At 60.7% G+C, this 23,030-nt stretch carries 22 protein-coding genes; 19 read left to right on the top strand and 3 right to left on the bottom strand.

Annotated features, from left to right (window positions below):
* Nucleotides 1-1,697: 1,697 nt before the first annotated feature.
* The 5 genes from PTZ19_RS00225 (at nucleotide 1,698) to PTZ19_RS00205 (ending at nucleotide 7,395) form a co-directional block, all read left to right on the top strand.
* Nucleotides 1,698-3,320 (top strand): serine/threonine protein kinase, encoded by a 1,623-nt coding sequence (locus PTZ19_RS00225; protein ID WP_276351404.1) that lies wholly within the window; start codon nucleotides 1,698-1,700, stop codon nucleotides 3,318-3,320.
* 41 nt (nucleotides 3,321-3,361) lie between these two features.
* Nucleotides 3,362-4,597, top strand: a complete 1,236-nt coding sequence (gene chrA, locus PTZ19_RS00220) for a chromate efflux transporter (RefSeq protein ID WP_276351403.1) — start codon at nucleotides 3,362-3,364, stop codon at nucleotides 4,595-4,597.
* A gap of 17 nt (nucleotides 4,598-4,614) precedes the next feature.
* Nucleotides 4,615-5,328, top strand: coding sequence for a response regulator transcription factor (locus PTZ19_RS00215; protein WP_276351402.1), 714 nt, complete (start codon nucleotides 4,615-4,617; stop codon nucleotides 5,326-5,328).
* A complete protein-coding gene (locus PTZ19_RS00210; protein ID WP_276351401.1) occupies nucleotides 5,325-6,677 on the top strand; it encodes a sensor histidine kinase in 1,353 nt (450 codons plus the stop codon). Before PTZ19_RS00215 ends, PTZ19_RS00210 begins: the two co-directional genes overlap by 4 nt.
* Nucleotides 6,678-6,741: 64 nt before the next feature.
* Nucleotides 6,742-7,395, top strand: a complete 654-nt coding sequence (locus tag PTZ19_RS00205) for an SGNH/GDSL hydrolase family protein (protein WP_276351399.1) — start codon at nucleotides 6,742-6,744, stop codon at nucleotides 7,393-7,395.
* 105 nt (nucleotides 7,396-7,500) lie between these two features.
* Here the strand turns inward: PTZ19_RS00205 and PTZ19_RS00200 are convergent, their stop codons facing one another.
* A complete protein-coding gene (locus PTZ19_RS00200) occupies nucleotides 7,501-7,998 on the bottom strand; it encodes a C40 family peptidase (protein ID WP_276351398.1) in 498 nt (165 codons plus the stop codon).
* 391 nt (nucleotides 7,999-8,389) lie between these two features.
* Between PTZ19_RS00200 and PTZ19_RS00195 the strand changes: the two genes are divergently transcribed.
* From PTZ19_RS00195 to PTZ19_RS00180, 4 genes are read left to right on the top strand one after another with little or no spacing between them, the layout of a single operon-like run.
* A complete protein-coding gene (locus tag PTZ19_RS00195) occupies nucleotides 8,390-9,247 on the top strand; it encodes a carbon-nitrogen hydrolase family protein (RefSeq protein ID WP_276351397.1) in 858 nt (285 codons plus the stop codon).
* Between the two features lie 10 nt (nucleotides 9,248-9,257).
* Nucleotides 9,258-9,917 carry a GNAT family N-acetyltransferase gene (locus PTZ19_RS00190; protein WP_276351396.1) on the top strand — a complete coding sequence of 220 codons (660 nt, stop codon included), beginning with the start codon at nucleotides 9,258-9,260 and terminating at the stop codon, nucleotides 9,915-9,917.
* 27 nt (nucleotides 9,918-9,944) lie between these two features.
* Nucleotides 9,945-10,616, top strand: a complete 672-nt coding sequence (locus PTZ19_RS00185; protein WP_276351395.1) for a GNAT family N-acetyltransferase — start codon at nucleotides 9,945-9,947, stop codon at nucleotides 10,614-10,616.
* 48 nt (nucleotides 10,617-10,664) lie between these two features.
* Nucleotides 10,665-11,438, top strand: coding sequence for an MBL fold metallo-hydrolase (locus PTZ19_RS00180; protein ID WP_276351394.1), 774 nt, complete (start codon nucleotides 10,665-10,667; stop codon nucleotides 11,436-11,438).
* Here the strand turns inward: PTZ19_RS00180 and PTZ19_RS00175 are convergent.
* Nucleotides 11,435-12,094 carry a thiamine diphosphokinase gene (locus tag PTZ19_RS00175; protein ID WP_276351393.1) on the bottom strand — a complete coding sequence of 220 codons (660 nt, stop codon included), beginning with the start codon at nucleotides 12,092-12,094 and terminating at the stop codon, nucleotides 11,435-11,437. The genes PTZ19_RS00180 and PTZ19_RS00175 overlap by 4 nt on opposite strands.
* A 178-nt stretch (nucleotides 12,095-12,272) precedes the next feature.
* On the opposite strand from PTZ19_RS00175, the gene PTZ19_RS00170 reads away from it, so the two are divergent.
* From PTZ19_RS00170 to PTZ19_RS00160, 3 genes are read left to right on the top strand one after another with little or no spacing between them, the layout of a single operon-like run.
* Nucleotides 12,273-12,908 carry a trimeric intracellular cation channel family protein gene (locus PTZ19_RS00170; protein WP_276351392.1) on the top strand — a complete coding sequence of 212 codons (636 nt, stop codon included), beginning with the start codon at nucleotides 12,273-12,275 and terminating at the stop codon, nucleotides 12,906-12,908.
* Between the two features lie 6 nt (nucleotides 12,909-12,914).
* Nucleotides 12,915-13,388, top strand: a complete 474-nt coding sequence (locus PTZ19_RS00165) for a low molecular weight protein-tyrosine-phosphatase (RefSeq protein WP_276351390.1) — start codon at nucleotides 12,915-12,917, stop codon at nucleotides 13,386-13,388.
* Between the two features lie 36 nt (nucleotides 13,389-13,424).
* Nucleotides 13,425-13,916 carry a hypothetical protein gene (locus tag PTZ19_RS00160; protein ID WP_276351389.1) on the top strand — a complete coding sequence of 164 codons (492 nt, stop codon included), beginning with the start codon at nucleotides 13,425-13,427 and terminating at the stop codon, nucleotides 13,914-13,916.
* Nucleotides 13,917-14,743: 827 nt separating this feature from the next.
* On the opposite strand, the gene PTZ19_RS00155 is transcribed toward PTZ19_RS00160, so the two are convergent.
* Complete coding sequence (locus tag PTZ19_RS00155; protein ID WP_276351388.1) at nucleotides 14,744-15,490, bottom strand: alpha/beta hydrolase; 747 nt, start codon at nucleotides 15,488-15,490, stop codon at nucleotides 14,744-14,746.
* 259 nt (nucleotides 15,491-15,749) lie between these two features.
* On the opposite strand from PTZ19_RS00155, the gene pdhA reads away from it, so the two are divergent.
* The 7 genes from pdhA to PTZ19_RS00120 all read left to right on the top strand — a co-directional run bounded on the left by pdhA (nucleotide 15,750) and on the right by PTZ19_RS00120 (nucleotide 22,997).
* Nucleotides 15,750-16,841: a pyruvate dehydrogenase (acetyl-transferring) E1 component subunit alpha gene (gene pdhA, locus PTZ19_RS00150; protein ID WP_422614959.1), complete on the top strand. Its 1,092-nt coding sequence runs from the start codon at nucleotides 15,750-15,752 to the stop codon at nucleotides 16,839-16,841.
* Between the two features lie 94 nt (nucleotides 16,842-16,935).
* Nucleotides 16,936-17,913, top strand: a complete 978-nt coding sequence (locus PTZ19_RS00145; RefSeq protein WP_276351385.1) for an alpha-ketoacid dehydrogenase subunit beta — start codon at nucleotides 16,936-16,938, stop codon at nucleotides 17,911-17,913.
* Nucleotides 17,914-17,952: 39 nt separating this feature from the next.
* On the top strand, nucleotides 17,953-19,290 hold the full coding sequence (locus PTZ19_RS00140) for a dihydrolipoamide acetyltransferase family protein (RefSeq protein WP_276351384.1): 1,338 nt from the start codon (nucleotides 17,953-17,955) through the stop codon (nucleotides 19,288-19,290).
* Between the two features lie 3 nt (nucleotides 19,291-19,293).
* Complete coding sequence (gene lpdA / locus PTZ19_RS00135; RefSeq protein WP_276351383.1) at nucleotides 19,294-20,712, top strand: dihydrolipoyl dehydrogenase; 1,419 nt, start codon at nucleotides 19,294-19,296, stop codon at nucleotides 20,710-20,712.
* 287 nt (nucleotides 20,713-20,999) lie between these two features.
* Nucleotides 21,000-21,515, top strand: coding sequence for an acyl-CoA thioesterase (locus tag PTZ19_RS00130; protein WP_276351382.1), 516 nt, complete (start codon nucleotides 21,000-21,002; stop codon nucleotides 21,513-21,515).
* A 43-nt stretch (nucleotides 21,516-21,558) separates the two neighbouring features.
* Nucleotides 21,559-22,353 (top strand): thymidylate synthase, encoded by a 795-nt coding sequence (gene thyA / locus PTZ19_RS00125; protein ID WP_276351381.1) that lies wholly within the window; start codon nucleotides 21,559-21,561, stop codon nucleotides 22,351-22,353.
* A 62-nt stretch (nucleotides 22,354-22,415) separates the two neighbouring features.
* Nucleotides 22,416-22,997: a DNA-3-methyladenine glycosylase family protein gene (locus tag PTZ19_RS00120; protein ID WP_276351380.1), complete on the top strand. Its 582-nt coding sequence runs from the start codon at nucleotides 22,416-22,418 to the stop codon at nucleotides 22,995-22,997.
* Nucleotides 22,998-23,030 lie beyond the last annotated feature (33 nt).

Raw genomic sequence — 23,030 nt, 5'->3', positions numbered from 1 at the left:
CATGCGTTATCCGAACAGACCCGGTTAGAGGGCGGGAAGCGTGCGAGTGCAGAGCCGTAACTGGATCAGACCCGGTTGCAGGGTCGGACGCGCGCGAGCGCTGAGCCGTAACCGGAACAGACCCGGGTAGAGGGCCGGACGCGCACGAGCATTACGCTGTAACCTGATCAGATCCGGTTGCAGGGTCGTACGTACGCGAGCGCTGAGCCGTAACCGGATCAGACCCGGGTAGAGGGCCGGACATCCGCGAGCAATACGCTGTAACCTGATCAGATCCGGTTGCAGGGTCGTACGTACGCGAGCGCTGAGCCGTAACCGGATCAGACCCGGGTAGAGGGCCGGACATCCGCGAGCAATACGCTGTAACCTGATCAGATCCGGTTGCAGGGTCGTACGTACGCGAGCGCTGAGCCGTAACCGGATCAGACCCGGGTAGAGGGCCGGACATCCGCGAGCAATACGCTGTAACCTGATCAGATCCGGTTGCAGGGTCGTACGTACGCGAGCGCTGAGCCGTAACCGGATCAGACCCGGCTAGAGGGCTGGACATCCGCGAGCATTACGCTGTAACCCGATCAAACCCGAATACAGTCCCTCCAACGCACCAATCGCTAGCTGTAAACCGATGAAATCGGGTTCTCAAACCGAATGCCTACGGTTTTACCTTGCTACCCGGAAAAATCGGATGACGGAGCCGTGACTGGTTAATATGCGGGGGTGTTAAGAAAGAAAGTTTCTTAACGGCTGGCTGTTCGCGGGTTATGCCGGGGCGATAAGAAAGAAAGTTTCTTAACGGCTGGCAGTGGGCGGGTTATGCGGGGGAGTTGAGAAAGAAAGTTTCTTTACGGCTGGCTGTGGGCGGGTTATGCGGGGGAGTTGAGAAAGAAAGTTTCTTAACGGCTGGCTGTAGGCGGGTTACGCGGGGGAGTTGAGAAAGAAAGTTTCTTAACAGCTTGCTGTTCGCGGGTTATTCGGGGTGTTAAGAAAGAAAGTTTCTTAACGGCTGGCTGTTCGCGGGTTATGCCGGGGCGATAAGAAAGAAAGTTTCTTAACGGCTGGCAGTGGGCGGGTTATGCGGGGGAGTTGAGAAAGAAAGTTTCTTTACGGCTGGCTGTGGGCGGGTTATGCGGGGGAGTTGAGAAAGAAAGTTTCTTAACGGCTGGCTGTAGGCGGGTTACGCGGGGGAGTTGAGAAAGAAAGTTTCTTAACAGCTTGCTGTTCGCGGGTTATTCGGGGTGTTAAGAAAGAAAGTTTCTTAACGGCTGGCTGTTCGCGGGTTATGCCGGGGCGATAAGAAAGAAAGTTTCTTAACGGCTGGCAGTGGGCGGGTTATGCGGGGGAGTTGAGAAAGAAAGTTTCTTTACGGCTGGCTGTGGGCGGGTTATGCGGGGGAGTTGAGAAAGAAAGTTTCTTAACGGCTGGCTGTAGGCGGGTTACGCGGGGGAGTTGAGAAAGAAAGTTTCTTAACAGCTTGCTGTTCGCGGGTTATTCGGGGTGTTAAGAAAGAAAGTTTCTTAACGGCTGGCTGTTCGCGGGTTATGCCGGGGCGATAAGAAAGAAAGTTTCTTAACGCCCGGGTGTGTGCGGGTTATACGGGGGCGTTGGAGAAGAGAGTTACACAACGGCAAGCAACTCTCAGGTAATTCGAAGCAATGATCCGCTCGAAACGATTAAGGAGAGCAAAGGAGGTTCCCTCGATGGGAGACAGCAGCAGAGAAGTGCCGGAGCTGGAAATCGGATCGTTGTACGGCGGCCGATACCGAGTTCTCGCCCCGATCGGCAGAGGAGGGATGGGACGCGTCTACCTGGCCGAAGACGTTCGGCTGGGAGGGAGGCGCCGGGCGCTGAAAGTGACCGCTTCCCCGCGGGACCAGGAGGAAGCGTTTTTCCGGGAAGCCCGGCTGCTCTCGGAGCTGCACCATCCCCAGCTTCCGGATATCGTCGATTACGTGCCTCCGGATCCGGACGGCTGGGCCGTTATCGTCATGGAGTACATCGCCGGGGAGTCGCTCGGCGACCGGTTCGCCCGGAACGGGAATCGGATGCCGTTCGCCAAGGTCAGCAGGTATTTCGGCCAGCTGTGCGAGCTGCTCGTGTATTTGCACGGCAGGCAGCCTCCGATCGTGTTCCGGGATTTGAAACCGTCCAACGTGCTGGTCGATCCGCAAGACCGCGCGGTGCTGGTCGACTTCGGCATCGCCCGGCCCTACCGGCCGGAAGCCGCCGCGGACACCGAGCGGCTGGGAACGCCCGCATTCGCCGCGCCGGAGCAGCTCGGAGGAGAGCAGACGGACGCCCGTTCCGACCTCTATAGCTTGTGCGCGCTTGCGTATTACTTGCTCTCGGGGGGACAAGCGGCCATCCGCCGGACGTCCGGCGGGGGGAACCGGTTGCCTCCCGACGTGCCGCCGTACTTTCGGGAGCTGCTCGAATGGGGGCTGGCGGAACATCCGGCGGATCGGCCGCAAAGCGCGGCTGCGCTTCTGGAGCGGCTGCAAACGGCGGAACGAACGTTGGCAGCCCCGCCGCGTATCGGCATTGCGGAAGGAACGCCGTTGCCCGGCTTGCAGGAAGAGGGAGTGACGGTCGTGGCCGTCATGTCCGCTTATCCGGGAGCGGGAGCCACCTTGGCGGCGATGGGGCTGTCCCGATATCTGAACGCATGCCGCATCCCGCACGCGCTCGTGGAGTGGCCGGCGGGCGAACCGGAATTGCACGGCCTGATGAACGGTTCGGGCAGCATGCCCAAGTTCGCGGTCTGGGCCGATCCTTCCGGGCAAGGCGGCGCCGTGCCGGCTTGGCAGGAAGGTTGCGCCCGCTATTATCCGGCCAAGCTGGAAGCGGAGGCGGAAACGATGCCCGCGATGCCCGGATTCGCGGCATGGCTTCGCCGCCTCGGCGCGCCGATCGTCGTGATCGACGCGTCCAGCCGATGGGAGCTCCCCGGGATGACGGAGCGGTTGGCCGTTTGCGGCATTCGGAGCGTATGGTGGGTGGCGGACTGCCAACCCGCCAAATGGTCCGATCGCCGCCAAGCGGCCGCGGCGGATTTCCGCCGGCAGACCGAAGCCTGCGGCACGCGCCATCATTGGATCGCGAACCGCGATCATCGGTTCTCCGGCCGGGGAGAATGGCTGGCTTGCCTGCCGGCGGCTCCGGCCGTGAAATTGCCGCTGCTGCCGGCGGAAGACGTCATCCGGGCGGTATGGCGCGGCGAAGGGTTTCCGGCCGATCGGCTGCGGGACGAAACGATCCGGCGGGCGTTCCGGTCGTGGGCCGGCGCGCTGGGACCGGTTTCGGCGGCAGGACGGTTGATTTGAGGCATTTTTCAGACTCGCCCCGCTCATGTTACAATGAAGCCATGAGCGCAGAAACTTCGAAACCGACGCAAGCGAAGCCGATCGCCGCCGTTCCGGGCTGGGTGGAGACGGGCTTAACGGCCCTCAAGCTGGGCCTCGCCTCCTTCGGAGGACCGGCCGCGCATATCGGCTATTTCCGGGAGGAGTACGTCAGGCGCAAGCAATGGCTCGACGAGGCGGCTTTCGCCGACTTGAACGCCATGTGCCAGTTTCTTCCCGGGCCGGCGAGCAGCCAGCTCGGCATGGCCATCGCCATGCGCAGAGCGGGGATTCCCGGCGCCATCGCGGCCTGGGCGGGGTTTACGCTTCCGTCCGCGCTGCTCATGACCGCTTTCGCATACGGCTACCACGCGCTGGACGCTTCGGCATCCGGCATCCTGCACGGCTTGAAGCTGGCCGCCGTCGCCGTCGTGGCCCACGCGGTCTGGAGCATGGGCCGGACGCTGACGCCGGATCTCATGCGCATCGGCATGGCGCTGATCACCGCCGTGTCCGTCTTGCTGTTTCCGGGTATCGCCGGCCAGCTTGTTCCGCTGGCGGCTTGCGGCGCCGCCGGCTGGATCTTCATGCGCAAACGGATGCCATCCGCGCCGACTGCGGAAGGGACTCACGCGCCAACAGGCCTCAGCCGCCGTTTCGCATGGGGATGCTTGATCCTATTCGCCTTGCTGCTCGTCCTGTTTCCCTGGCTCGCCCGGGAGACGGGGTCGGCATTCGCCCGGATCGCCGACATCGGCTACCGCGCGGGCGCTCTCGTGTTCGGGGGAGGCCACGTCGTGCTGCCGATGCTCGAGCAGGAATCGGTTCGTTCCGGTCTGCTCGGCGAAGAGCAGTTCATGGCCGGCTACGGTGCCGCGCAAGCCGTTCCCGGCCCGTTGTTCACGTTCTCCGCGTATATCGGCGCGGCGTCTTCGAACGGTTGGGACGGCGTCTTGAGGGCGGCGGCGATGCTCGTCTCCATATTTCTCCCGTCCTTTCTGCTGGTGGCGGGAGCGATGCCGTTCTGGGAGCGGCTGCGGGCGAACGTCTCGGCCCGGGCGGCACTCGCCGGCGTGAACGCCTCGGTCGTCGGCCTGTTGCTGGCGGCGTTGTACGACCCCGTTTGGAAGACCGCCGTTTACGATCCCGCCGATGCCGCGGTTTGCGCCGCCGCGTTCGCGGCGTTGCTGTTCCGGAAAATTCCGCCGCTCTGGATCGCGGCCGCTTGCGCCGCGGCCGGATGGCTCACCCATGGATAAGGAAGGGGACTCTCGCGATGAAAGACACCAAAGACGCCAAGGACAATATCCTGATCATCGAAGACGAAGACGGAATCGCGCGCATCCTGCAGTTGGAGCTGGAACACGAAGGCTATGGCGTAGGGAGGGCGGCGGACGGCCGCACAGGGCTGGAGATGGCCCAATCGGGCGACTGGCACCTGGTGCTCCTCGACGTGATGCTTCCCGAGCTGAACGGCGTGGAAGTGCTGCGCCGGCTGCGCCAAGGCGGTTCGACCATTCCGATCATCCTGTTGACCGCCAGGGATACCGTTCCGGACAAAGTGAGCGGCTTCGAGCACGGCGCGAACGATTACGTCACCAAACCTTTCGCCATGGAAGAGCTGCTGGCGAGGGTGCGGAACGTCCTGCGCATGTTCAAGGCTTCCCGCGAAGGGGAAAGCGAGGACGTGCTGAAAATCGGCGATTTGACGATCGAGCTCATCACGCGGAAAGTGTTCCGCAAGGATCACTCCATCGACCTCACGCCGCGGGAGTTCGAATTGCTGTTATACTTGGCCCGCCATAAAAACGAGGAAAAAACGCGGGAAGAAATCTTGTCCGACGTATGGGGGTACGAATACATCGGAGACACGAACGTCGTCGACGTCTACATCCGTTACCTCCGCCAAAAGATGGACAAGGGCTACCGCCATAAGCTGCTGCACACCGTACGCGGCGTAGGTTACATGCTGAGGGAGCCCGACGCATGACGCTAAGGTCGCGGTTTACGTTATTCACCGTTTTTTGGTTGATTTTCATCTTGATCTTGTACAATATTTTCGTTTATTTCTTCGTCATCCGGGTCGCGACGCGCGGGGAAATGCAGCTGCTGGCCAACAAAGCCGAGTTGGTGGCCGATACGCTGCGCAAGCAAAACATGCAGGGTTACGACGATCCGAAGCTGCTCACGGACCTGTACAACGCCAACGAAATGCTGCGTGTCGTACTGACGGGAGGCCATATCGTCAACAAGATCGGGACCGACGAGAAACTGATGAATTTGCCGATCGACGGAACGTCCTCGCTGATTTCCGAATCCTTGCAGGCCGACGGAAATCGGATCATATTTCTGACCGTTCCCTTGTACGACGCGAAAGGGAATTACTTCGGCTCGGTGGAGGGCGCCAGACGCCTCACGGTGTTGGACAGCTACGTGAAAATCCTGCTCAGCGTGCTGGTCGCCACCAGCGCCGGCGCGATCGTGGTGGCGATTTTCGGAACCTACTGGTTCACGTCCCGCATGACCGGCCCGATCTCGCAGATGGTGCAGACGATGCGGGAAATCGACCGAAGCGGCAAGCTGCACCGGGTCAAGCTGGGCGGACGGGAGGAATCCGTCGAGCTGCAGCAGCTTGTCCGGGCGTTCAACGAAATGATCGACCGGCTGGACCGGACGATCGAGCACCAGAAGCAGTTCGTCGCGGATGCTTCGCATGAGCTGAAAACCCCGCTGACCGTAATCGGAAGTTATGCCGACATGCTCAAACGCTGGGGAAGAGACAACGAGGCGATCCGCGACGAGGCGATCGAGGCGATCTCCGCGGAAACCGAACGGCTGCAGAAACTGATCCGATCGATGCTCGCGCTGGCGGAAGCGGAGCAAGACGACCGGGTCATCGTGTCCCGGTTCGACGTGGCGGGCGTCGTGCGCGAACTTGCCCAGATGCTCGGCAAAACGTTCTCCCGCGACATCCGGGTGCACGCGCCCGGATCTTCCATCCCGATGAAAGGCGACAAGGACAAAATCCGCCAACTGCTGCTCATTTTGCTGGACAATGCGATCAAGTACAGCAAGGAGCCGATCGACGTTCGCATCCGGCAGGACAAAACGAGCGTCAAGCTGGAGGTGTCCGATTACGGGATCGGCATTCCGGAAAGCGAAATCCCGTATCTGTTCGAACGGTTCTACCGGGTGGACACCGCCCGGCATCGGCGGACGGGCGGCAGCGGTCTCGGGCTGTCGATCGCCAAGCGCATCATCGATTTACATAAAGGCAGCGTGGAGGTGTTCAGCAAGCCGGGCAGCGGGACGACGATATCGATCCAGCTGCCGCGATGACGCGTAAACCGGAATCGGCGCGATACGGAAATGCGGAGAGAAATGGGGAGGAGAGATGGGGAGCATGAAACTGGAACATGGAAAAAAACTGCTGTTCATCGGCGACTCGATCACCGACTGCGACCGGCAAAGACCGGATGGGGAAGGGTTGTTCGGAGCGACGGGCAAAGGATACGTTACCCTCGTGGACGCCTTTCTGCAGTCGTCTTATCCGGAGCTCGGCATCCGGGTCGTCAATATGGGCGTCAGCGGCAACACCGTCCGCGATTTGGCCTCCCGCTGGGAGACGGACGTGACCGACCGAAAGCCGGATTGGCTTTCGGTCATGATCGGCATCAACGACGTTTGGCGTCAGTTCGATACCCCATTCATTACGGATTGGCACGTGCTGCCGGAGGAGTACGAAACGACGCTCCGCGAGCTCGTCCGCCGTACCCAGCCGTCGGTGAGCGGTCTCGTTTTGATGACGCCGTTCTACCTCGAGCCGAACCGGTCCGACGCCATGCGCGCGCGGATGGATCAATACGGGGCGATCGTCCGCAAAATCGCGGAAGAGCATGGGACGCTGTTCGTGGACACGCAGGCGGCGTTCGACAAGGTGCTGAAGACGCTGTACCCCGGTACGCTTGCCTGGGATCGGGTTCATCCGACGCAAGCCGGTCACATGGTGCTCGCCCGCGCTTTCCTGAACGCCGTCGGTTTCGATTGGAATCGGTAATCGCTTCCCCCAAAACAAAGGAACCAGCGATCGGCCTATAAAAAACCGGCGACTCGTCCGTTTTCGGGACCGAATCGCCGGTTTTCCGTGTCCGCGCCGTGAACGTTAAAGCACGCGCCGCGCGGTAACGTAATTGTCTTCCCAGTATCCGTCCAGGGTGGATACGGTGACGCCCGTGGATTTGTAGGTGTGCAGGATTTTATTATTGCCGATGTACACGGCGACGTGACCGATTTTGCTCCCCGTGCGTTTGGGAGTTTTGAAGAACACGAGGTCGCCTTTCTTCAGGCTGTCTTTGGCGACTTTGACGCCTTCTTTGGCTTGATCGGCGGAGGAGCGGGGAAGCTCGACGCCGTTCTCGCCGAATATATATTGGGTGAAGCTGGAGCAATCGAACGCTTTCGTGCTGCCGCTGGGCGCGCCGAGGCGGTATTTGACGCCCAAATATTTCTTGCCTAACGAGATGACTTGATCGGCTGTGTTGACTTTGGCTTGCGAGGCGGAAACGGCCGGAGCTTGCGCGAACGCGATGCCCGCCAGGCCGAACGCCAGGCCGAGGACGAAAACCATCGTTTTCCGTACGAGCGAGTGTCGCAGATGCATGGTGTCCCTCCATCTTGCAGCGGATTCGGCTTCCTTTTCAAATCGAAGTATATCGTCTTGAAAAATGCTAATATTTACCAAGGAGAAGACGAAGGTTCGATTTTATAGCGCTTCCAAACGTTTCTTAGAATTCCATTAGAATATTCTCATTTCCGACGGCGAACGATGAAGATTTCCCCGGTCCGGTTCCAGGGGCCTGGTTCAGGGGGCACAGTGGTAACTGGTTCCGGAGTCGCAGGGGCTCGTTCTAGGCCGTTAGGATCACGGTTCGGGGAGGGCGAAATCCCGTTTTCAGCGTCTCCGAAAACCCGGTTCCGACGCCTGAGCCCTTTCGCGAATCGCCCGGCGGGTGGTATCTTAGAAGGAGTTTGGCGAAAGAAGGGATTTCCGGATGAACAAGATGAGAGTGTCCGCCGTGCAATTCGGACTTCGGGATGTCGACAGCTTCGAGGAATTCGGCCGCCAGGTGGAGCACCATGTCCGCAACGCCTCCGAATACGGAACGCAGTTCCTGCTGTTTCCGGAATTCCTCACGACTCCGCTCCTCTCCATCGGAGGGGGGCTGTCCGGCGATCCGATCGGCAAGCTCCCGGATTATACGGACGCGTATACGGGGCTGTTCGGCCGATTGGCCCGTGATTACGGGACGTGGATCGTCGGGGGAACCCATGTCACGCGTTCGGGCGGCCAATTGCGCAATACCGCGTTCCTGTTCGCACCGGACGGATCCGTGCGGACGCAGGACAAGCTGCACGTCACCCCGACCGAGCGTTCCGATTGGAACATGAAGGAAGGGGAAGGCGTGCAGGTGTTCGATACCCCGTATGGCACGATCGGGGTGCTGACCTGCTACGATATCGAGTTTCCCGAAATCGTCCGGATGGTCAGGGCGAAAGGCGCCGACGTCATTTTCTGCCCTTCCTGCACCGACGATCGGCACGGCTTTCACCGGGTGCGGTATTGCTGCCATGCGCGGGCGGTGGAAAACCAGATCTACGTCGTGACCACCGGCACGGTCGGTTCCCTGCGGCGCGTCGATTTCATGCGGGCGAATTACGGTCAGGCCGTCGTCATTACGCCGAACGACATTCCGTTTCCGCCCCGCGGCATTCTGAGCGAGGGCGAGATCAACGAAGAAATGCTCATTACGGCGGATCTGGATCTCACGCTGCTCGAAGAGGTGCGGCGGAGCGGCTCCGTGTTCACCTGGCGGGATCGCCGTACCGATTTGTATCCCGATTGGAAATAGGGGGAGGCCGATGCGCAAACAGCTGCGGGTGACGGACGGGAGCCGGGTGCTGCCCGCGGTCATCCGGAATTATACGCGCGAAGATTTCGATGCCTTGATCGGCGTGCAGGCGCTGAGCTTCCCTCCGCCTTTTCCTTCCGAGCTCTGGTGGAACCGGGAGCAGCTTACGGAGCACGTCTCCCGGTTTCCCGAAGGCGCGTTATGCGCGGAGGCGGAAGGCAAGGTCGTCGGATCGATGACGGCGCTGAGGGTCACGCTGGAGCATGACGAGGATCACGATTGGGCAACCGTGACGGACAACGGGTATATCCGCAATCACGATCCCGCCGGAGACACGTTGTACGTGGTGGACATCTGCGTTGCTCCCGAGTATCGCAAATTCGGACTGGGCAAATGGCTGATGTTCTCCATGTACGAGACGGTCGTCCATTTGGGCTGCAAAAGGCTGCTTGGCGGCGGGAGGATGCCGGGTTACCGCTCCGTGTCCGCTGAGGTTACGCCGAGGCAATACGTGGAGCAGGTCGCAAGCGGCCGGCGGAAAGATCCGGTGCTCACCTTCCTGCTGAAATGCGGGCGGCTGCCCGTCGGCATCGCCGAGCGTTACCTGGAAGACGAAGAGTCCTGCGGATACGCCGCCTTGATGGAGTGGCGGAATCCGTTTCTCGACTAACGACAACGCAAAGGGTGTGCGGTAATTTTGGAATACGTTCGCATTCAATCGATCCAGGACCCGAATTTCGTTTCGATGCACCGGCTGATGAGCCGGATTTTTCCGCCGGAGGAAGTGCTGGCATTCGAATTGTGGGAAGGCCCGCTGCAAGATCCGGATATCCAGGTGTACGCGGCCGTCCGCGAAGGGGAAGTCGTCGGCGCGACGGAATACCGGTACCAAGCCCGGCTGCGCGTCGCCATGACCGACTTCACGATTATCGGCCGGCCCGGGCTCGGCATCGGCCGGTTCCTGTATTTGAACCGGGAGAAAGACCTGCGGCGGCTGGAGCGGGAATCCGGCACGGAATCGTTCGGCATGTTCGCGGAGATTTACGACCCCGTCGCGGCCGGTTCGCTGGAATTCGGGCAAGTGCTGCCGATGCACCCCGCCGTGCGGCGGGAAGTGCTGTCGCATCTCGGATACGGCAAATTGGACATCGACTATGTCCATCCTTCCTGGGACCACGAAGGCAAAGCCGTCAAAGGGCTGGACTTGGGCTTCCGCCCGGCGGACGAAGGAACGGGGTCCGTGCCGGCGAAGCTCGCGGCGGATTTCCTGCGCTGGTATTACGAGGCGCTGCCGAACAAACCGCAGGAATGGCGGGACATGGTCGCGGACTTGGAAAACCGGCAGGAGATCCGGCTGCTTCCTTTGTAATAGGCAGGGGTCAAGCTGGATGTTGGCAATGGGGGGGATTGAGCTCGGATGGATATCACGGTGCTAGGGCAAGGGGACTCGATGGGCACGCCGCGCGTCTACTGCGATTGCGGCGTTTGCGCGGAGGCGAGGACTTCCGGGATCAACCGGCGGCTGCGATCTTCCCTCTGGCTGCTGGAAGACGGGGAGGCGCCGCTTCTGCTGGATTGCGGCCCGGACTGGCGGGAGCAAATGGAGCGTCTCGGGGTGCGGGAAGTGACGCAGGGGCTGTTGACGCATGCGCATTTCGACCATATCGGCGGCGTCGTGGATTGGTATGACGCCTGCCGGTGGCTCGAACGGCCCGCCGAGGTGTACGCCCCGCGGGAAGTGTTGGAGGAATTGCGGGTACGGTTCCCTTGGATCGGATCCCGGCTTCGGTTGAACGCGAACGACGATGGGATGGCCTACGGAAAATGGCGCATCCGTCCTTGGAAAGTCAATCACGGCAAAAACGGCTTTTCCTACGCGTACCGCTTCGATGATCCGAAGGACGGAAAAGCTTGGGCGTATTGCTCCGACGCGATCAACTTGTCCGCATTAGAGAAAGAGCCGCTGCACGGGCTGGACCTTCTCATTCTGGGCACCGGATACGTACGGGAGCCGTTTCCGATGGAGACGCGCTCCCTGTACGACATGGAAGAAGGTCTGCGGCTGGTGCAGGAAGTCGGGGCGAAACGGGTGCTGTTTACGCATCTGTCCCACGACGTGGACGCGCGCCTCGATTACGCATTGCCGGCCCACGTCCGGCTGGCCGAGCTGGGGATGCGAATCCCCGTCTAATCGCGGCTGCGGATGACGAGAAGCAGCCCGTCGGACAAGGAGATGCTTCCCGTCCCGGCTTCCAGCACGTTGCTGATGCCGATCGACCAGCCCAACTGCAGCGTGGCCTCGTGAAGCGGGTAGCGAAAACCGTCCAAGGTGACGCCGGTAACGATCACCGTAAGGGGAAGCAGGGATACGTAAGGGTAACGCGGATCCGCCTCCAGCCGGCACTTGCCGTCGCAGAGGCGGATTTCGTTATACTCGTCCGCCAACACCGCCTGGGCTCCGCGTTCTTTCGCCTGCCGCAGCAGGTGGACGTTGGCCAGGCTGTGGTCGAACCGGCTGCCGAGCCCTCCCGCGATCCGAATGTCGGCGAATCCGCGGTCCAAGGCTTCCCGCAGCGCCAGCTCGGTATCGGTCCAGTCCTTATCCACGGCGTCGACCGCGATCGTCTCCCGGGCGGCGTCCCGGATCCGGGACAGCCTGTCCGGCGGGACCGAATCGAAATCGCCGACCGCCAGGTCCAGGACCCGGCCATGGACGAGCAGGAAATCCGCGCCGCTGTCCGCGCCGATTAAATAGTCGTCCGGACGGAGTTCCTCCAGCGCCCAGGGGCCGAGGCGGCCCCCCGCGAAAATGACGGCCCGCCGGCCGTTGTCCGATGCCCGTTCCATGATGACGTCTCCTCCCGATGTTTGGCTATTCCTGTCACCAGTATAACCGATGCGGAAGCGGAACGCGCCATGGTTCGCAGGTCCGAAAACCGCGGAAAATTACCATTGCGGAAACTTCGGCCGCCGCCATACAATGAGGAGGGTTCGCAAGACCGACACGGACGGAGGATCGAATGCGGTGGATTTCGACATTTTTCAATTGTTCAGCTTCATCGGCATCGTCGCTTTCGCCGCCAGCGGCGCGCTTGTGGCGATGGAAGAAGAGTATGATATATTGGGCGTGTTCGTGCTCGGGCTGGTCACGGCTTTCGGGGGCGGCGTCATCCGGAACTTGCTCATCGGCGTGCCGGTCACGACGCTGTGGAACCAAGGCGTATTTCTGAAAACCGCGATCGTCTCCATTCTCGTCGTGTTCGTGATGCCGATTTCCTTGATCCACCATTGGAAGAAAGGGGAAGCCTTCTTCGACGCGATCGGGCTGTCGGCCTTCGCCATTCAAGGAGCGCTGTACGCGGTCCACGCGGGATTGCCGATCAGCGCGGTGATGACGGCGGCGATGCTGACCGGCATCGGCGGCGGGATGATCCGCGACATGATGGCCGGCCGCAAACCGCTGGTGCTGCGCGACGAGATCTATGCCGTATGGGCGATTTTGGCCGGACTCGCGGTTGGCGCTCTGCATCTGACGGCATCCTGGCATCTGATCGGATTGTTCCTATTGGTCGTCGTGTTCCGGATGTTGTCCGTGTATTACCATTGGAAGCTGCCCCGGCGCAAATTGCCGGCCGGCCGGCATACGGGAATTGGAGGGTGACGGAACGTGGGCATTTCCGTTTTGTTCGTCTGTTTGGGCAATATTTGCCGTTCTCCGATGGCGGAAGCGGTGTTCCGGGATCTGGTCCGCAAGGAAGGGTTGGAGAATGCGATTTCCGTCCATTCGGCGGGCACCGGGGACTGGCATCTCGGCAAGCCGCCGCACGAAGGCACGCGTCGGCTGCTGTCGGCCCACGGCATTTCCTTCGAGGGAATGCGGGCCAGCAAGCTGACCCCGGAAGACGGGGAGCGGCATGACCTGATCGTCGCCATGGACGCGAGCAACGAGAGGGACATCCGCGCACGGCTGCGGCCCGGATCGCGGGCGGAAATCATCCGTTTCATGTCGCTGTTGCCGGAGAAAGGATTCGAGGACGTGCCGGATCCGTATTACACCGGCAATTTCGAGGAAGTGTACGAGCTCGTGGAGGCCGGCTGCAGGCGGCTCCTGGAGCGGATCCGGAAAAAGGCGGAAGTTTGACTCTCCGTCAAACGCCCGATTAGAGGAGGGACTGCGATGACGGCGTTTCCCCCGGTATCCTTCGCGAATTTGCGAGTCGTGTCGGACGACATGCTCGCGGAGCGTCTCGAGACGGTCAAGACGCTGGCCGATGAGGAGAACGAAGCCTACCTCGTCGAGAAAGACAAAGAAACCGGCGAGCATTATTTGCATTACGCCGTTCGGCACCTGAACGTGGCCGCCGGCGGAGCCGAAGAGATTTACCACCATCTGATGCCGCTGGAACACGACGACGTGATCGCCCTTGCGCTGGGCGCTCCGGAGTTCGCCTATCCCGAGTTTTGGAACCGCCCCTATTTGCGCAACGGTCCGTCCGGCGGATACGCGTGGTACGACCCGTCGGGTGCCGCGGACAACGCGGAAGCTTACGACGGCATCGCCGCGGAAATCCGCGCCCGGCTCGAAGCGTTCCACCGGGAGGGGCGCGGCGGGGAAGACGAAATCAAGCGCCTCATGGACGAGATGGGACGGTTGTTCGACGGGAAATGAGGGATCAGGAAAGAGAAGAACCGTTGGGTGGAGGCTGGATCAGCCGGATCCCCTGCGGTTCTTTTTTTGTTTCCCGTTCTCGATTTGCGTACAGTCGGCGGGTATCCATTTCAGCCGAGGAGATCTTTCCGGAATTCGGGTTCAATTCGATACGCCGTTCAATTGGGAATTGGATGGAAGCCCGTCTTCGCATTCGATAAGGATTGTGCTGTTGTTGATTTTAACGGACACCAGCGCCGCTATTTGACCCAAAACGCTCATTCTCGAAACGTAACGGACAGGACAGCCCTTATCGGCCACGAATCGCGGTTGCAAGCCGTGAATCGGACCCAATAAGTGCGGCGATGTCCGTTAGAATTCGAGCGGTCGAAGTATAAATCCAATAACGGCAACTGTGTCCGTTAAGCGGAGCGACGGAGATGGGAAAACGGTAGTTTGAATTCGACCCTTCTTCGGATCGGCCAGATTGCGGCACCATTATTAGATCGATTGACCCCTAACGGGGGGGGACCTAGCGTTTGGGGAGCGAGGCCTCGGATTTACTTCTTTTCTAGGGCTATCATGGTTGACGGAGGTTGTGTCCGTCGGGTTAAGCTCGCGAGGAGGGTTAACATGGGTGACGGGGGATTGAATCCGCCGGATAAGCCCCCGAGGAGGGCTTATGTGGAGGACTGAAAAGTGATTCCGCCGGGATAAGCCCCTGAGCGGGGCTTAGTCAGGGGTTCGGCGATAGAGAGGACACGGTTTTAGAGCGGACGTTCTATCGGTGACTAGCGGCGAAACAGCTTCATTCGCGATCGGTGACCGAACAGGTAGAGACCATGCCGTTACAGCACCGGCGAAGGTCCGAGGAAAGCCGAGAGCGCCTCCGGCAGTTCCCGCTGCCAGAAGCCCCATTTGTGCTCGCCGTCTTTTTCGCCATAGCGGATAACGGCCCCTTTAGCCTCCAGCAGCCGTTTCATGTCCCGGTTGAGCGCGAGGAAATCGAACGTTCCCCGATCGGTTTCGTACGCGGTCTCCTGCAAACCCGCCAGCATCCAAATCCGCAAGTACGACAATTCTCTTTGCACACGGACTTGTTCGATGGAACCCTCGTAGTAAGCGCCGGACAAAGACAACACGCGCGTGAACAGGGAAGGGTACCGGAGCGCCAGGCTGAGCGAGACCGAAGCGCCGAGCGAATCGCCGGCCAGCACCCGTTCGGCGGGCGAACGGCGGACGGAGAAGCGGGACTCGACGTCCGGCAGCAGCTCTTCGGCGAAGAAACGGGTATACGAGTCGTGGCGCTCCCCGCCCGGCATGTATTCGGAAGTCCGGAGCTTTTTGTCGACGTCGACGCCGACGACGACGAACGGTTCCCAGTCTTCCTCCAGGATCAGCTTCTGGGAAATCGTGGCGATACGGCCGAAATTGAAAAAGTCCTCGCCGTCCTGACAGTAAACGACCGGGTAGCCGATCGTTTCCTGGTAGCCGGGCGGCAAGTATACGCGGAGCGAACGCCCGCCCTCCGGCAAGTATCGGCTCGTCGTTTCGTGTCGAACGACGGTGCGCTTGGTGTACGGTTCTGCGGTCATGGAATCTCCTCCAGCGGCAAGGTATGGGATTTCGCGCCCAAGGGAAAACCAATGGGGGAATTTGAAGGAAAGTGTACTAACTTGTTATACAATAATTAAATTACTGTTATATAAACAAAATGCGCGACGAACCTAACAAATACAAGGGAAATCAGCGTTTTTCTTTGACCAAATGACTTAAACAGAAGTATAATAATTCTATAACAGAAACTCCTCTTCCACAAATCAAGACGAGGTGAACCCGATGAGCAAAGTATCGATGGAAGTTACGGCTCCGGCCGCCGGCGCGCGCGCCCACGAAGTGCGTTCCGCCGATGTCGAGCCGCTGCGCGTATTGTCCCCCGAGGGGGAAGTCGTCAATTCCGAATTTTTGCCGGATTTGTCGGACGACCAACTGAAAGAAATCATGTACCGCATGGTGTTTACCCGCACGTGGGACGAGCGGGCGATCAACCTGGGGCGGCAAGGGCGCCTCGGCTTCTACGCGCCGGTCTCCGGCCAGGAAGCGACGATGGTCGGAAGCGAATACGCGCTTACCAAGGATGACTATATTTGCCCCGGTTACCGCGACATGCCGCAGATCGTCTGGCACGGCCTGCCGCTGTACCAGGCGTTCTTGTACTCCCGCGGCCACCAGCACGGCGGGCAAATCCCCGAAGGCGTCAACGTGCTCATGCCCCAAATCATCATCGGGGCGCAAATCCTGCATGCGACGGGCATCGGCATGAGCTTCAAGCTGAAGAACGAGAAACGCGTCGCGATCACGTACACCGGCGACGGCGGCTCGTCCGAAGGCGATTTTTACGAAGGCTTGAACTTCGCCGGGTCGTTCAAACTTCCGGTCATCTACTTCGTGCAAAACAACGGCTACGCCATCACCACGCCTTTCGCCAAGCAGACGGGCGCACAATCGATCGCGCATAAGGCGCTGGCGGCGGGCGTCCGCGGCATTCAAGTGGACGGCATGGACGTGCTCGCCGTCATCGCCGCGGTCCGCGAAGCGGCCGAAATCGCCCGGAACGGCGGCGGCGCGACCTTGATCGAGGGCTTGACGTACCGCTATCGCCCGCACTCCATGGCGGACGACACGACGAAGTACCGCACGAAAGAGGAAGAAGCGGCGTGGAGCGAGAAAGACCCGCTCGTGCGTTTCGGCAAATATTTGGAGAAAAAGGGCCTGTGGTCCGAGGAAGACACGGCGCGCGTGAAGGAAGAAGCGAAAGCCGCCGTGAACGAGCATATCAAGAAAGCGGAACAGACGGAGAAAATGACCGTGCCCGGCCTGATCGACTCGATGTTCGAGCAAACGCCGCCGCACCTGGAAGAGCAAAAAGCCGATTTCCTGGGTTAACCGTCGATCGCTTCAAAGGCGAAGATCAGGTTGACGCAACGTGACGAATAATCTTGGTTCGCATTCGGATCCATAGACGGGGGAGTTAATCACCATGGCGCAAATGAATATGAAAGAAGCGATCCGCGACGCGATGCGGGTCGAACTGAAGCGCGACCCGAACGTTCTCGTATTCGGCGAGGACGTCGGCAAGGTCGGCGGCGTGTTCCGCGCGACCGAAGGATTGCAGGGCGAATTCGGCGAAACGCGGGTATTCGACACGCCGCTCGCGGAATCCGCCATCGGCGGCTTGGCCGTCGGCCTCGGCACGCAAGGGTTCCGCCCGGTCGCCGAAATCCAGTTCGTCGGGTTTATTTTCGAAGCGCTCGACCAAATGTTCGTTCAAGCCGCGCGTTTGCGTTACCGTTCGGGCGGCCGTTACAACGCGCCGATCGTGTTCCGCACGCCGTTCGGCGGCGGAGTCAAGGCAGCCGAGCTGCACACGGACGCGCTTGAAGGCCTGGCCATCCAAACGCCGGGCATCAAGGTCGTCATTCCTTCCAATCCGTACGATGCCAAAGGTCTTCTGATCTCGGCGATCCGGGACAACGATCCGGTCTTTTTCATGGAGCATTTGAACTTGTACCATGCATTCCGGGACGAAGTGCCGGAAGGCGACTACACGGTGCCGATCGGCAAGGCGAAGGTCGTTCGGGAAGGCAAGGACGTCACGATTATCGCATACGGACTCATGGTTCATACCGCGCTGAAAGCGGCGGAGGAGCTGGAAAAAGCCGGCGTGCAAGCCGAGGTCATCGACGTTCGCACGCTGGTGCCGCTCGATATCGACACGATCGTCGCTTCGATCCAGAAGACGAACCGCGCGATCGTCGTGCAAGAAGCCCAGAAAACGGCCGGCGCCGCCGCCGAAATCATCGCCCAGATCAACGAGAAGGCGATCTTGCACCTGGAGGCGCCCGTGCTGCGCTGCGCCCCTCCGGATACGGTATACCCGTTCGCGCAGATCGAAGACGTCTGGCTGCCGAATCCGGCGCGCATCGTCAAATACGTCAATCAAGTGCTGCAGTTCTAAGCGGATTCGTTCTGCAGGGGATCTAGAGGAGGGTGTCACGTGGCCAGATTCGAATATCGGTTTCCGGAGCTCGGCGAAGGGCTGCATGAAGGCGAAATCGTCAAAATGCTCATCGCGCCGGGCCAGACGGTGACGGACGAAGATATCATCATGGAAGTTCAGAACGACAAGGCGATCGTGGAAGTGCCTTGTCCGGTGAACGGCAAAGTGCTCGAAGTGTTCGCGAAGGACGGGCAGGTCATGCATGTCGGCGAAGTCGTCGCCGTCATCGAGGCCGAAGGGGATTTGCCGGAGCAAGCGCCGGCGGCGGAAGGCCATGCCCAGGCCGCAGGCGGCGCGAGCGGCAATAGCGCGGTCGGCGGCGCCGACACGAAAGGCCAGCCCGCGCAGGAACCCGCGGCTCCGGCTCCGGCCGCAGCGCCGGCGGCGGCTTCCGCGACCGCGGTTGACGGCCCGGTGCTGGCGACCCCGAGCGTGCGCAAGTACGCCCGCGAGCTAGGCGTCAATCTCGCCGAAGTGAAGGGCACGGGCAAAAACGGACGCATTACCCGCGAAGACGTGAACGCATATAAAGCCGGCGGCGCAGCAGCCGCGCCCGCAGCAACGGCTCCGGCCGCGCAAGCCGAGGCTCCCGCGGCGGCTCGTCCTGCGGCGGCAGCCGTCCCGGCCGGTCCCGGCGCCGAGGAACGCGTGCCGTTCAAAGGCATCCGCAAGGCGATCGCGAACGCGATGGTCAAGTCGGTGTACACGGCTCCGCACGTCACGCTGATGGACGAAGTCGACGTATCGGCGCTGGTGGCGCTTCGCAGCCGCGCGAAGCCGATCGCCGAGAAGAAAGGCGTCAAGCTGACGTACCTGCCTTTCATCGTCAAGGCGCTCGTCGCCGCATGCCGCGAATTCCCGGCGCTGAACTCCATGATCGACGAAGCGGCGAACGAGATCGTTTATAAGAAATACTACAATATCGGCATCGCGACCGATACGGACAACGGACTGCTTGTCCCGGTCATTTTCGACGCCGACCGCAAGAACGTATGGACGATCGCGAACGAAATCCGCGACCTGGCGTCCCGCGGCCGTGAAGGCAAGCTCTCGCCGAACGAGATGAAGGGAAGCACGATTTCGATCACGAACATCGGCTCCGCCGGCGGCATGTTCTTTACGCCGGTCATCAATTTCCCGGAGGTCGCCATCCTCGGCACCGGCCGGATCACCGAGAAACCCGTCGTCAAGAACGGCGAGATCGTCGCCGCACCCGTCATGGCGCTGTCGCTGAGCTTCGACCACCGGATCATCGACGGAGCGACGGGCCAAAATTTCCTGAATTACATCAAGAACTTGCTCAGCGATCCGGAACTTCTCGTCATGGAGGTGTAACATATGGTCGTCGGAGACGCTTCGCTCGATATCGACTTGCTCGTCATCGGAGCCGGACCTGGCGGTTATGTCGCCGCCATCCGCGCCGCGCAGCTGGGGCAGAAGGTCATCATCGCGGATAAAGCCAAGTGGGGAGGCGTCTGCCTCAACATCGGCTGCATCCCGTCCAAGGCGCTCATCAACGCCGCGCACCATTATGAAGCGATGCAGCATGCCGATACTTACGGCCTGAAGGCGGACAACGTCGGCGTCGATTTCGGCAAAGTCCAGGAATACAAAATGTCCGTCGTGAACCGGATGACCGGCGGCGTGGAAATGCTGCTGAAAGCGAACAAGGTCCAGATGTTCGCGGGCGAGGCCATGTTCATCAACGAAAACGAAGTCCGGTTGTTCAACGAACAGGAATCGCCGCGTTACCGCTTCAAGAACTGCATCGTCGCGACAGGCTCGCGCCCGATCGAGCTGAAGCCGTTCCCGTTCGGCGGGCGGATCCTGTCCTCCACCGAGGCGCTTTCGCTGCAGGAAGTGCCGAAGAGCCTCGTCGTCATCGGCGGCGGCTACATCGGCATCGAGCTCGGCCAAATGTACAGCAAGTTCGGCACCCAGGTAACGATCCTGGAAGGCTTGGACACGATTCTGGCCGGCTTCGACAAGGACATGAGCCAGCTGGTGGCGAAGAAGCTGAAAAAGGCGAACGTCGACATCATCACCGGCGCGAAAGCCCAAAGCGCCGAGCAGTCCGACAAAGACGTCACGGTCACGTATGAAGTCGGCGGGGAAACGAAAACCGTCACCGCCGATTACCTGCTCGTGACGGTCGGCCGCCGCCCGAACACGGACGGGGATCTCGGTCTCGACATGATCGGCGTCAAGATGACCGACCGCGGATTGATCGAAGTCGACGACCAATGCCGGACGAGCATCCCGCATATTTATGCCATCGGGGATATCGTGCCGGGCCCCGCGCTCGCGCACAAGGCGTCCTACGAAGCGAAGGTGGCCGCGGAAGCGATCGCCGGACTGCCTTCGAAGGTCGACTACAAGTGCATTCCCGCCGTGGCGTTCTCCGATCCGGAATGCGCCAGCGTCGGCTACACGGAGAAGGAAGCCAAGGAGAAGGGCCTGAACGTCAAGTCCAGCAAGTTCCCGTTCGGAGGCAACGGCCGCGCGGTAACGCTGGGCGGCTCCGACGGCTTCATGAAAATCGTCCACGACGCCGATACCGGCCTCGTGCTCGGCGCGCAAATCGCGGGCGTCGAGGCGTCGACCATGATTTCGGAGCTGGCGCTCGCGATCGAGATGGGGACGACGGTCGAGGATATCGCGCTGACGATCCACCCGCATCCGACGCTCGGCGAAATCACGATGGATACGGCCGAACTCGCGATGGGCCACCCGATCCACACGGTCGCGCCGAAGTAAGCCAGGATTGCATTTACAGGAATAGCCCTCCGCGTTTCCGTTACGGAACGCCGGAGGGCTTTCGCATTCATTTGCGAGATCACCTTAGGGCATAGACGGAATGTCCCGCAAAATATCGTTTCATCGAGAAGACGCAAGATCGGGTTGCCGGACTTCCGTCTGGGATAAAATAACATCGAGCGGCGCAAGATGAACGACATCTTCTTGGAGTCGGTCATACCGGTAGCTCCTTCCCGATATCGCCCATATGTTTCCATATTCATTCAGCCCTTCAAGGAGGTCGTCCCATGTCCGACAGCCCGAACGCCGGAAAACCGATGAGCGCGTCCCGAACGGTCATGACCGAGCTCGTCTTTCCGTCGGAGACGAACCATCACGGCACGATGTTCGGCGGAACCTTGATGATGTACATCGACAAAATCGCGGCCATCGCCGCCACCCGGCACTGCAACCGGCCCGTCGTCACGGCCAGCACGGACAGCCTGGATTTCCTGTCGCCGATCCGGATCGGCGAGGCGGTCGTGCTCGAAGCGGTCGTCACTTGGACACATCGAAGCTCGATGGAGGTGTTCTGCTCCGTGCAAGCCGAAAACCTGTTCACGGGAGAAAGAAGGATGACGGTAACGGCGTTCTCCACGTTCGTAGCGGTCGACGAGAACAACCGTCCCATTCCGGTGCCCGGCGTCTATCCGGAGAACGAGGAAGAGAAGAAGCTGCACGAGAGCGCTCCCTCGCGGTACGAACAGCGCATGCAGAGACGGAAACAGCGCTACTCCGCATCGACAGAAAACAAGCCGGAATGATAGAATACGAAGAGGCCAATTCGAGAAACAGAGGTGTCGCTTCGTGCGCAATTATTTGGATTTGCTTCAGGACGTGCTCGATCACGGGACGGTCAAGCAGGACCGGACGGGGACCGGCACAATTTCCGTATTCGGCCGCCAGCTCCGGTTCGATCTGAACGAAGGGTTCCCGCTGGTCACGACCAAACGCATCCACCTGAAATCCGTCGTCCACGAGCTGCTCTGGTTTCTGCGCGGAGACACGAATATCCGGTACTTGAAGGAGAACGGCGTGACGATCTGGGACGAGTGGGCGGACGAAAACGGGGATTTGGGTCCGGTCTACGGCTCGCAGTGGCGTTCTTGGGAAGGGCCGGAAGGCCGTAAAATCGACCAGATCGCGCAAGTGGTCGAAGCGATCAAGAACAATCCCGATTCCCGCCGGCATCTGGTCAGCGCTTGGAACGTCGCCGTCATCGACCAGATGAAGCTGCCCCCGTGCCATCTGCTGTTCCAATTCTACGTCGCGGGCGGCAAGCTGAGCTGCATGCTGACGATGCGGTCCGTGGACACGTTCCTCGGTTTGCCGTTCAACATCGCCTCTTACTCGCTGCTGACCCATATGGTCGCCCAGCAGTGCGGACTGGAAGCCGGGGAGTTCGTCTTCTCCGGCGGCGACGTGCATATCTACCTGAACCATCTCGAGCAAGTGAAGCTGCAGCTGTCCCGGGAGCCGTTCCCGCTTCCGAAACTGATCATCAAGCGCAAACCGGACTCCATTTTCGATTACGAATTCGAAGATTTCGAGTTCGCCGGGTACGAACACCATCCGGCGATCAAAGCGCCGGTAGCCGTATGACGGGCGGATCCGCAAAGCCGGCCGAGCTGGTCTTCCGGCTTGACGGTCCGGAAGCTGCGGCCTTGAAGCAAGCAGACGAGCGAATGGGTTGGCTGATCGACCGCGTCGGGGAGCTGACGATCCGCCTCACGGCGGACCCGTTCGAATCGCTGGCGATGTCGATCGTCGGGCAGCAGCTGTCCGTCAAAGCGGCGGCGGTCATCCGCGGCCGCGTCCGGGCGCTCGTTCCGGCGATCGCCCCGGAAGCGCTGCTCGCTTTGGACGAAGAGACGCTGCGGGGCGCGGGCCTGTCCCGGGCTAAGGTCGCGTCGATTCGCGACTTGTCCGCCAAGGCGCTCAGCCGGGAGCTCGACCTGGAACGGCTGGACGGAATGGAGAACGAGGAGATCATCCGGATGGTATCCGCCGTCCGGGGCATCGGGCGCTGGACCGCGGAAATGTTCCTCCTATTTTCACTGGGCCGCCCGGACGTGCTGTCTGTCGGGGATTTCGGCTTGCAGCGCGCGGCCAAATGGCTGTACGCCATGGAGGAAAGGCCGGACAAAAAATACCTCGAGCAGCACGCGCACAAATGGACGCCTTATCGTTCCGCCGCATCGTTTTACCTCTGGGAGTCGATCAACCGGGACATCATCAAGGAATAGGGATCGCTTGCGTCATCCGGCGACGGATGCGCG

This window comes from Cohnella caldifontis (genome assembly GCF_029360585.1).
In the GTDB taxonomy this organism is placed as follows: Bacteria; Bacillota; Bacilli; order Paenibacillales; family Paenibacillaceae; genus Cohnella; species Cohnella caldifontis.
This window is presented reverse-complemented; position numbering and strand designations above follow the sequence as displayed.

Coding starts and splice junctions, on each gene's coding strand:
- PTZ19_RS00225 (WP_276351404.1), top strand. CDS start 1,698: ATGGGAGACAGCAGCAGAGAAGTGCCGGAGCTGGAAATCGGATCGTTG.
- chrA (WP_276351403.1), top strand. CDS start 3,362: ATGAGCGCAGAAACTTCGAAACCGACGCAAGCGAAGCCGATCGCCGCC.
- PTZ19_RS00215 (WP_276351402.1), top strand. CDS start 4,615: ATGAAAGACACCAAAGACGCCAAGGACAATATCCTGATCATCGAAGAC.
- PTZ19_RS00210 (WP_276351401.1), top strand. CDS start 5,325: ATGACGCTAAGGTCGCGGTTTACGTTATTCACCGTTTTTTGGTTGATT.
- PTZ19_RS00205 (WP_276351399.1), top strand. CDS start 6,742: ATGAAACTGGAACATGGAAAAAAACTGCTGTTCATCGGCGACTCGATC.
- PTZ19_RS00200 (WP_276351398.1), bottom strand. CDS start 7,998: ATGCATCTGCGACACTCGCTCGTACGGAAAACGATGGTTTTCGTCCTC.
- PTZ19_RS00195 (WP_276351397.1), top strand. CDS start 8,390: ATGAACAAGATGAGAGTGTCCGCCGTGCAATTCGGACTTCGGGATGTC.
- PTZ19_RS00190 (WP_276351396.1), top strand. CDS start 9,258: ATGCGCAAACAGCTGCGGGTGACGGACGGGAGCCGGGTGCTGCCCGCG.
- PTZ19_RS00180 (WP_276351394.1), top strand. CDS start 10,665: ATGGATATCACGGTGCTAGGGCAAGGGGACTCGATGGGCACGCCGCGC.
- PTZ19_RS00175 (WP_276351393.1), bottom strand. CDS start 12,094: ATGGAACGGGCATCGGACAACGGCCGGCGGGCCGTCATTTTCGCGGGG.
- PTZ19_RS00160 (WP_276351389.1), top strand. CDS start 13,425: ATGACGGCGTTTCCCCCGGTATCCTTCGCGAATTTGCGAGTCGTGTCG.
- PTZ19_RS00155 (WP_276351388.1), bottom strand. CDS start 15,490: ATGACCGCAGAACCGTACACCAAGCGCACCGTCGTTCGACACGAAACG.
- pdhA (WP_422614959.1), top strand. CDS start 15,750: ATGGAAGTTACGGCTCCGGCCGCCGGCGCGCGCGCCCACGAAGTGCGT.
- PTZ19_RS00145 (WP_276351385.1), top strand. CDS start 16,936: ATGGCGCAAATGAATATGAAAGAAGCGATCCGCGACGCGATGCGGGTC.
- lpdA (WP_276351383.1), top strand. CDS start 19,294: ATGGTCGTCGGAGACGCTTCGCTCGATATCGACTTGCTCGTCATCGGA.
- PTZ19_RS00130 (WP_276351382.1), top strand. CDS start 21,000: ATGTCCGACAGCCCGAACGCCGGAAAACCGATGAGCGCGTCCCGAACG.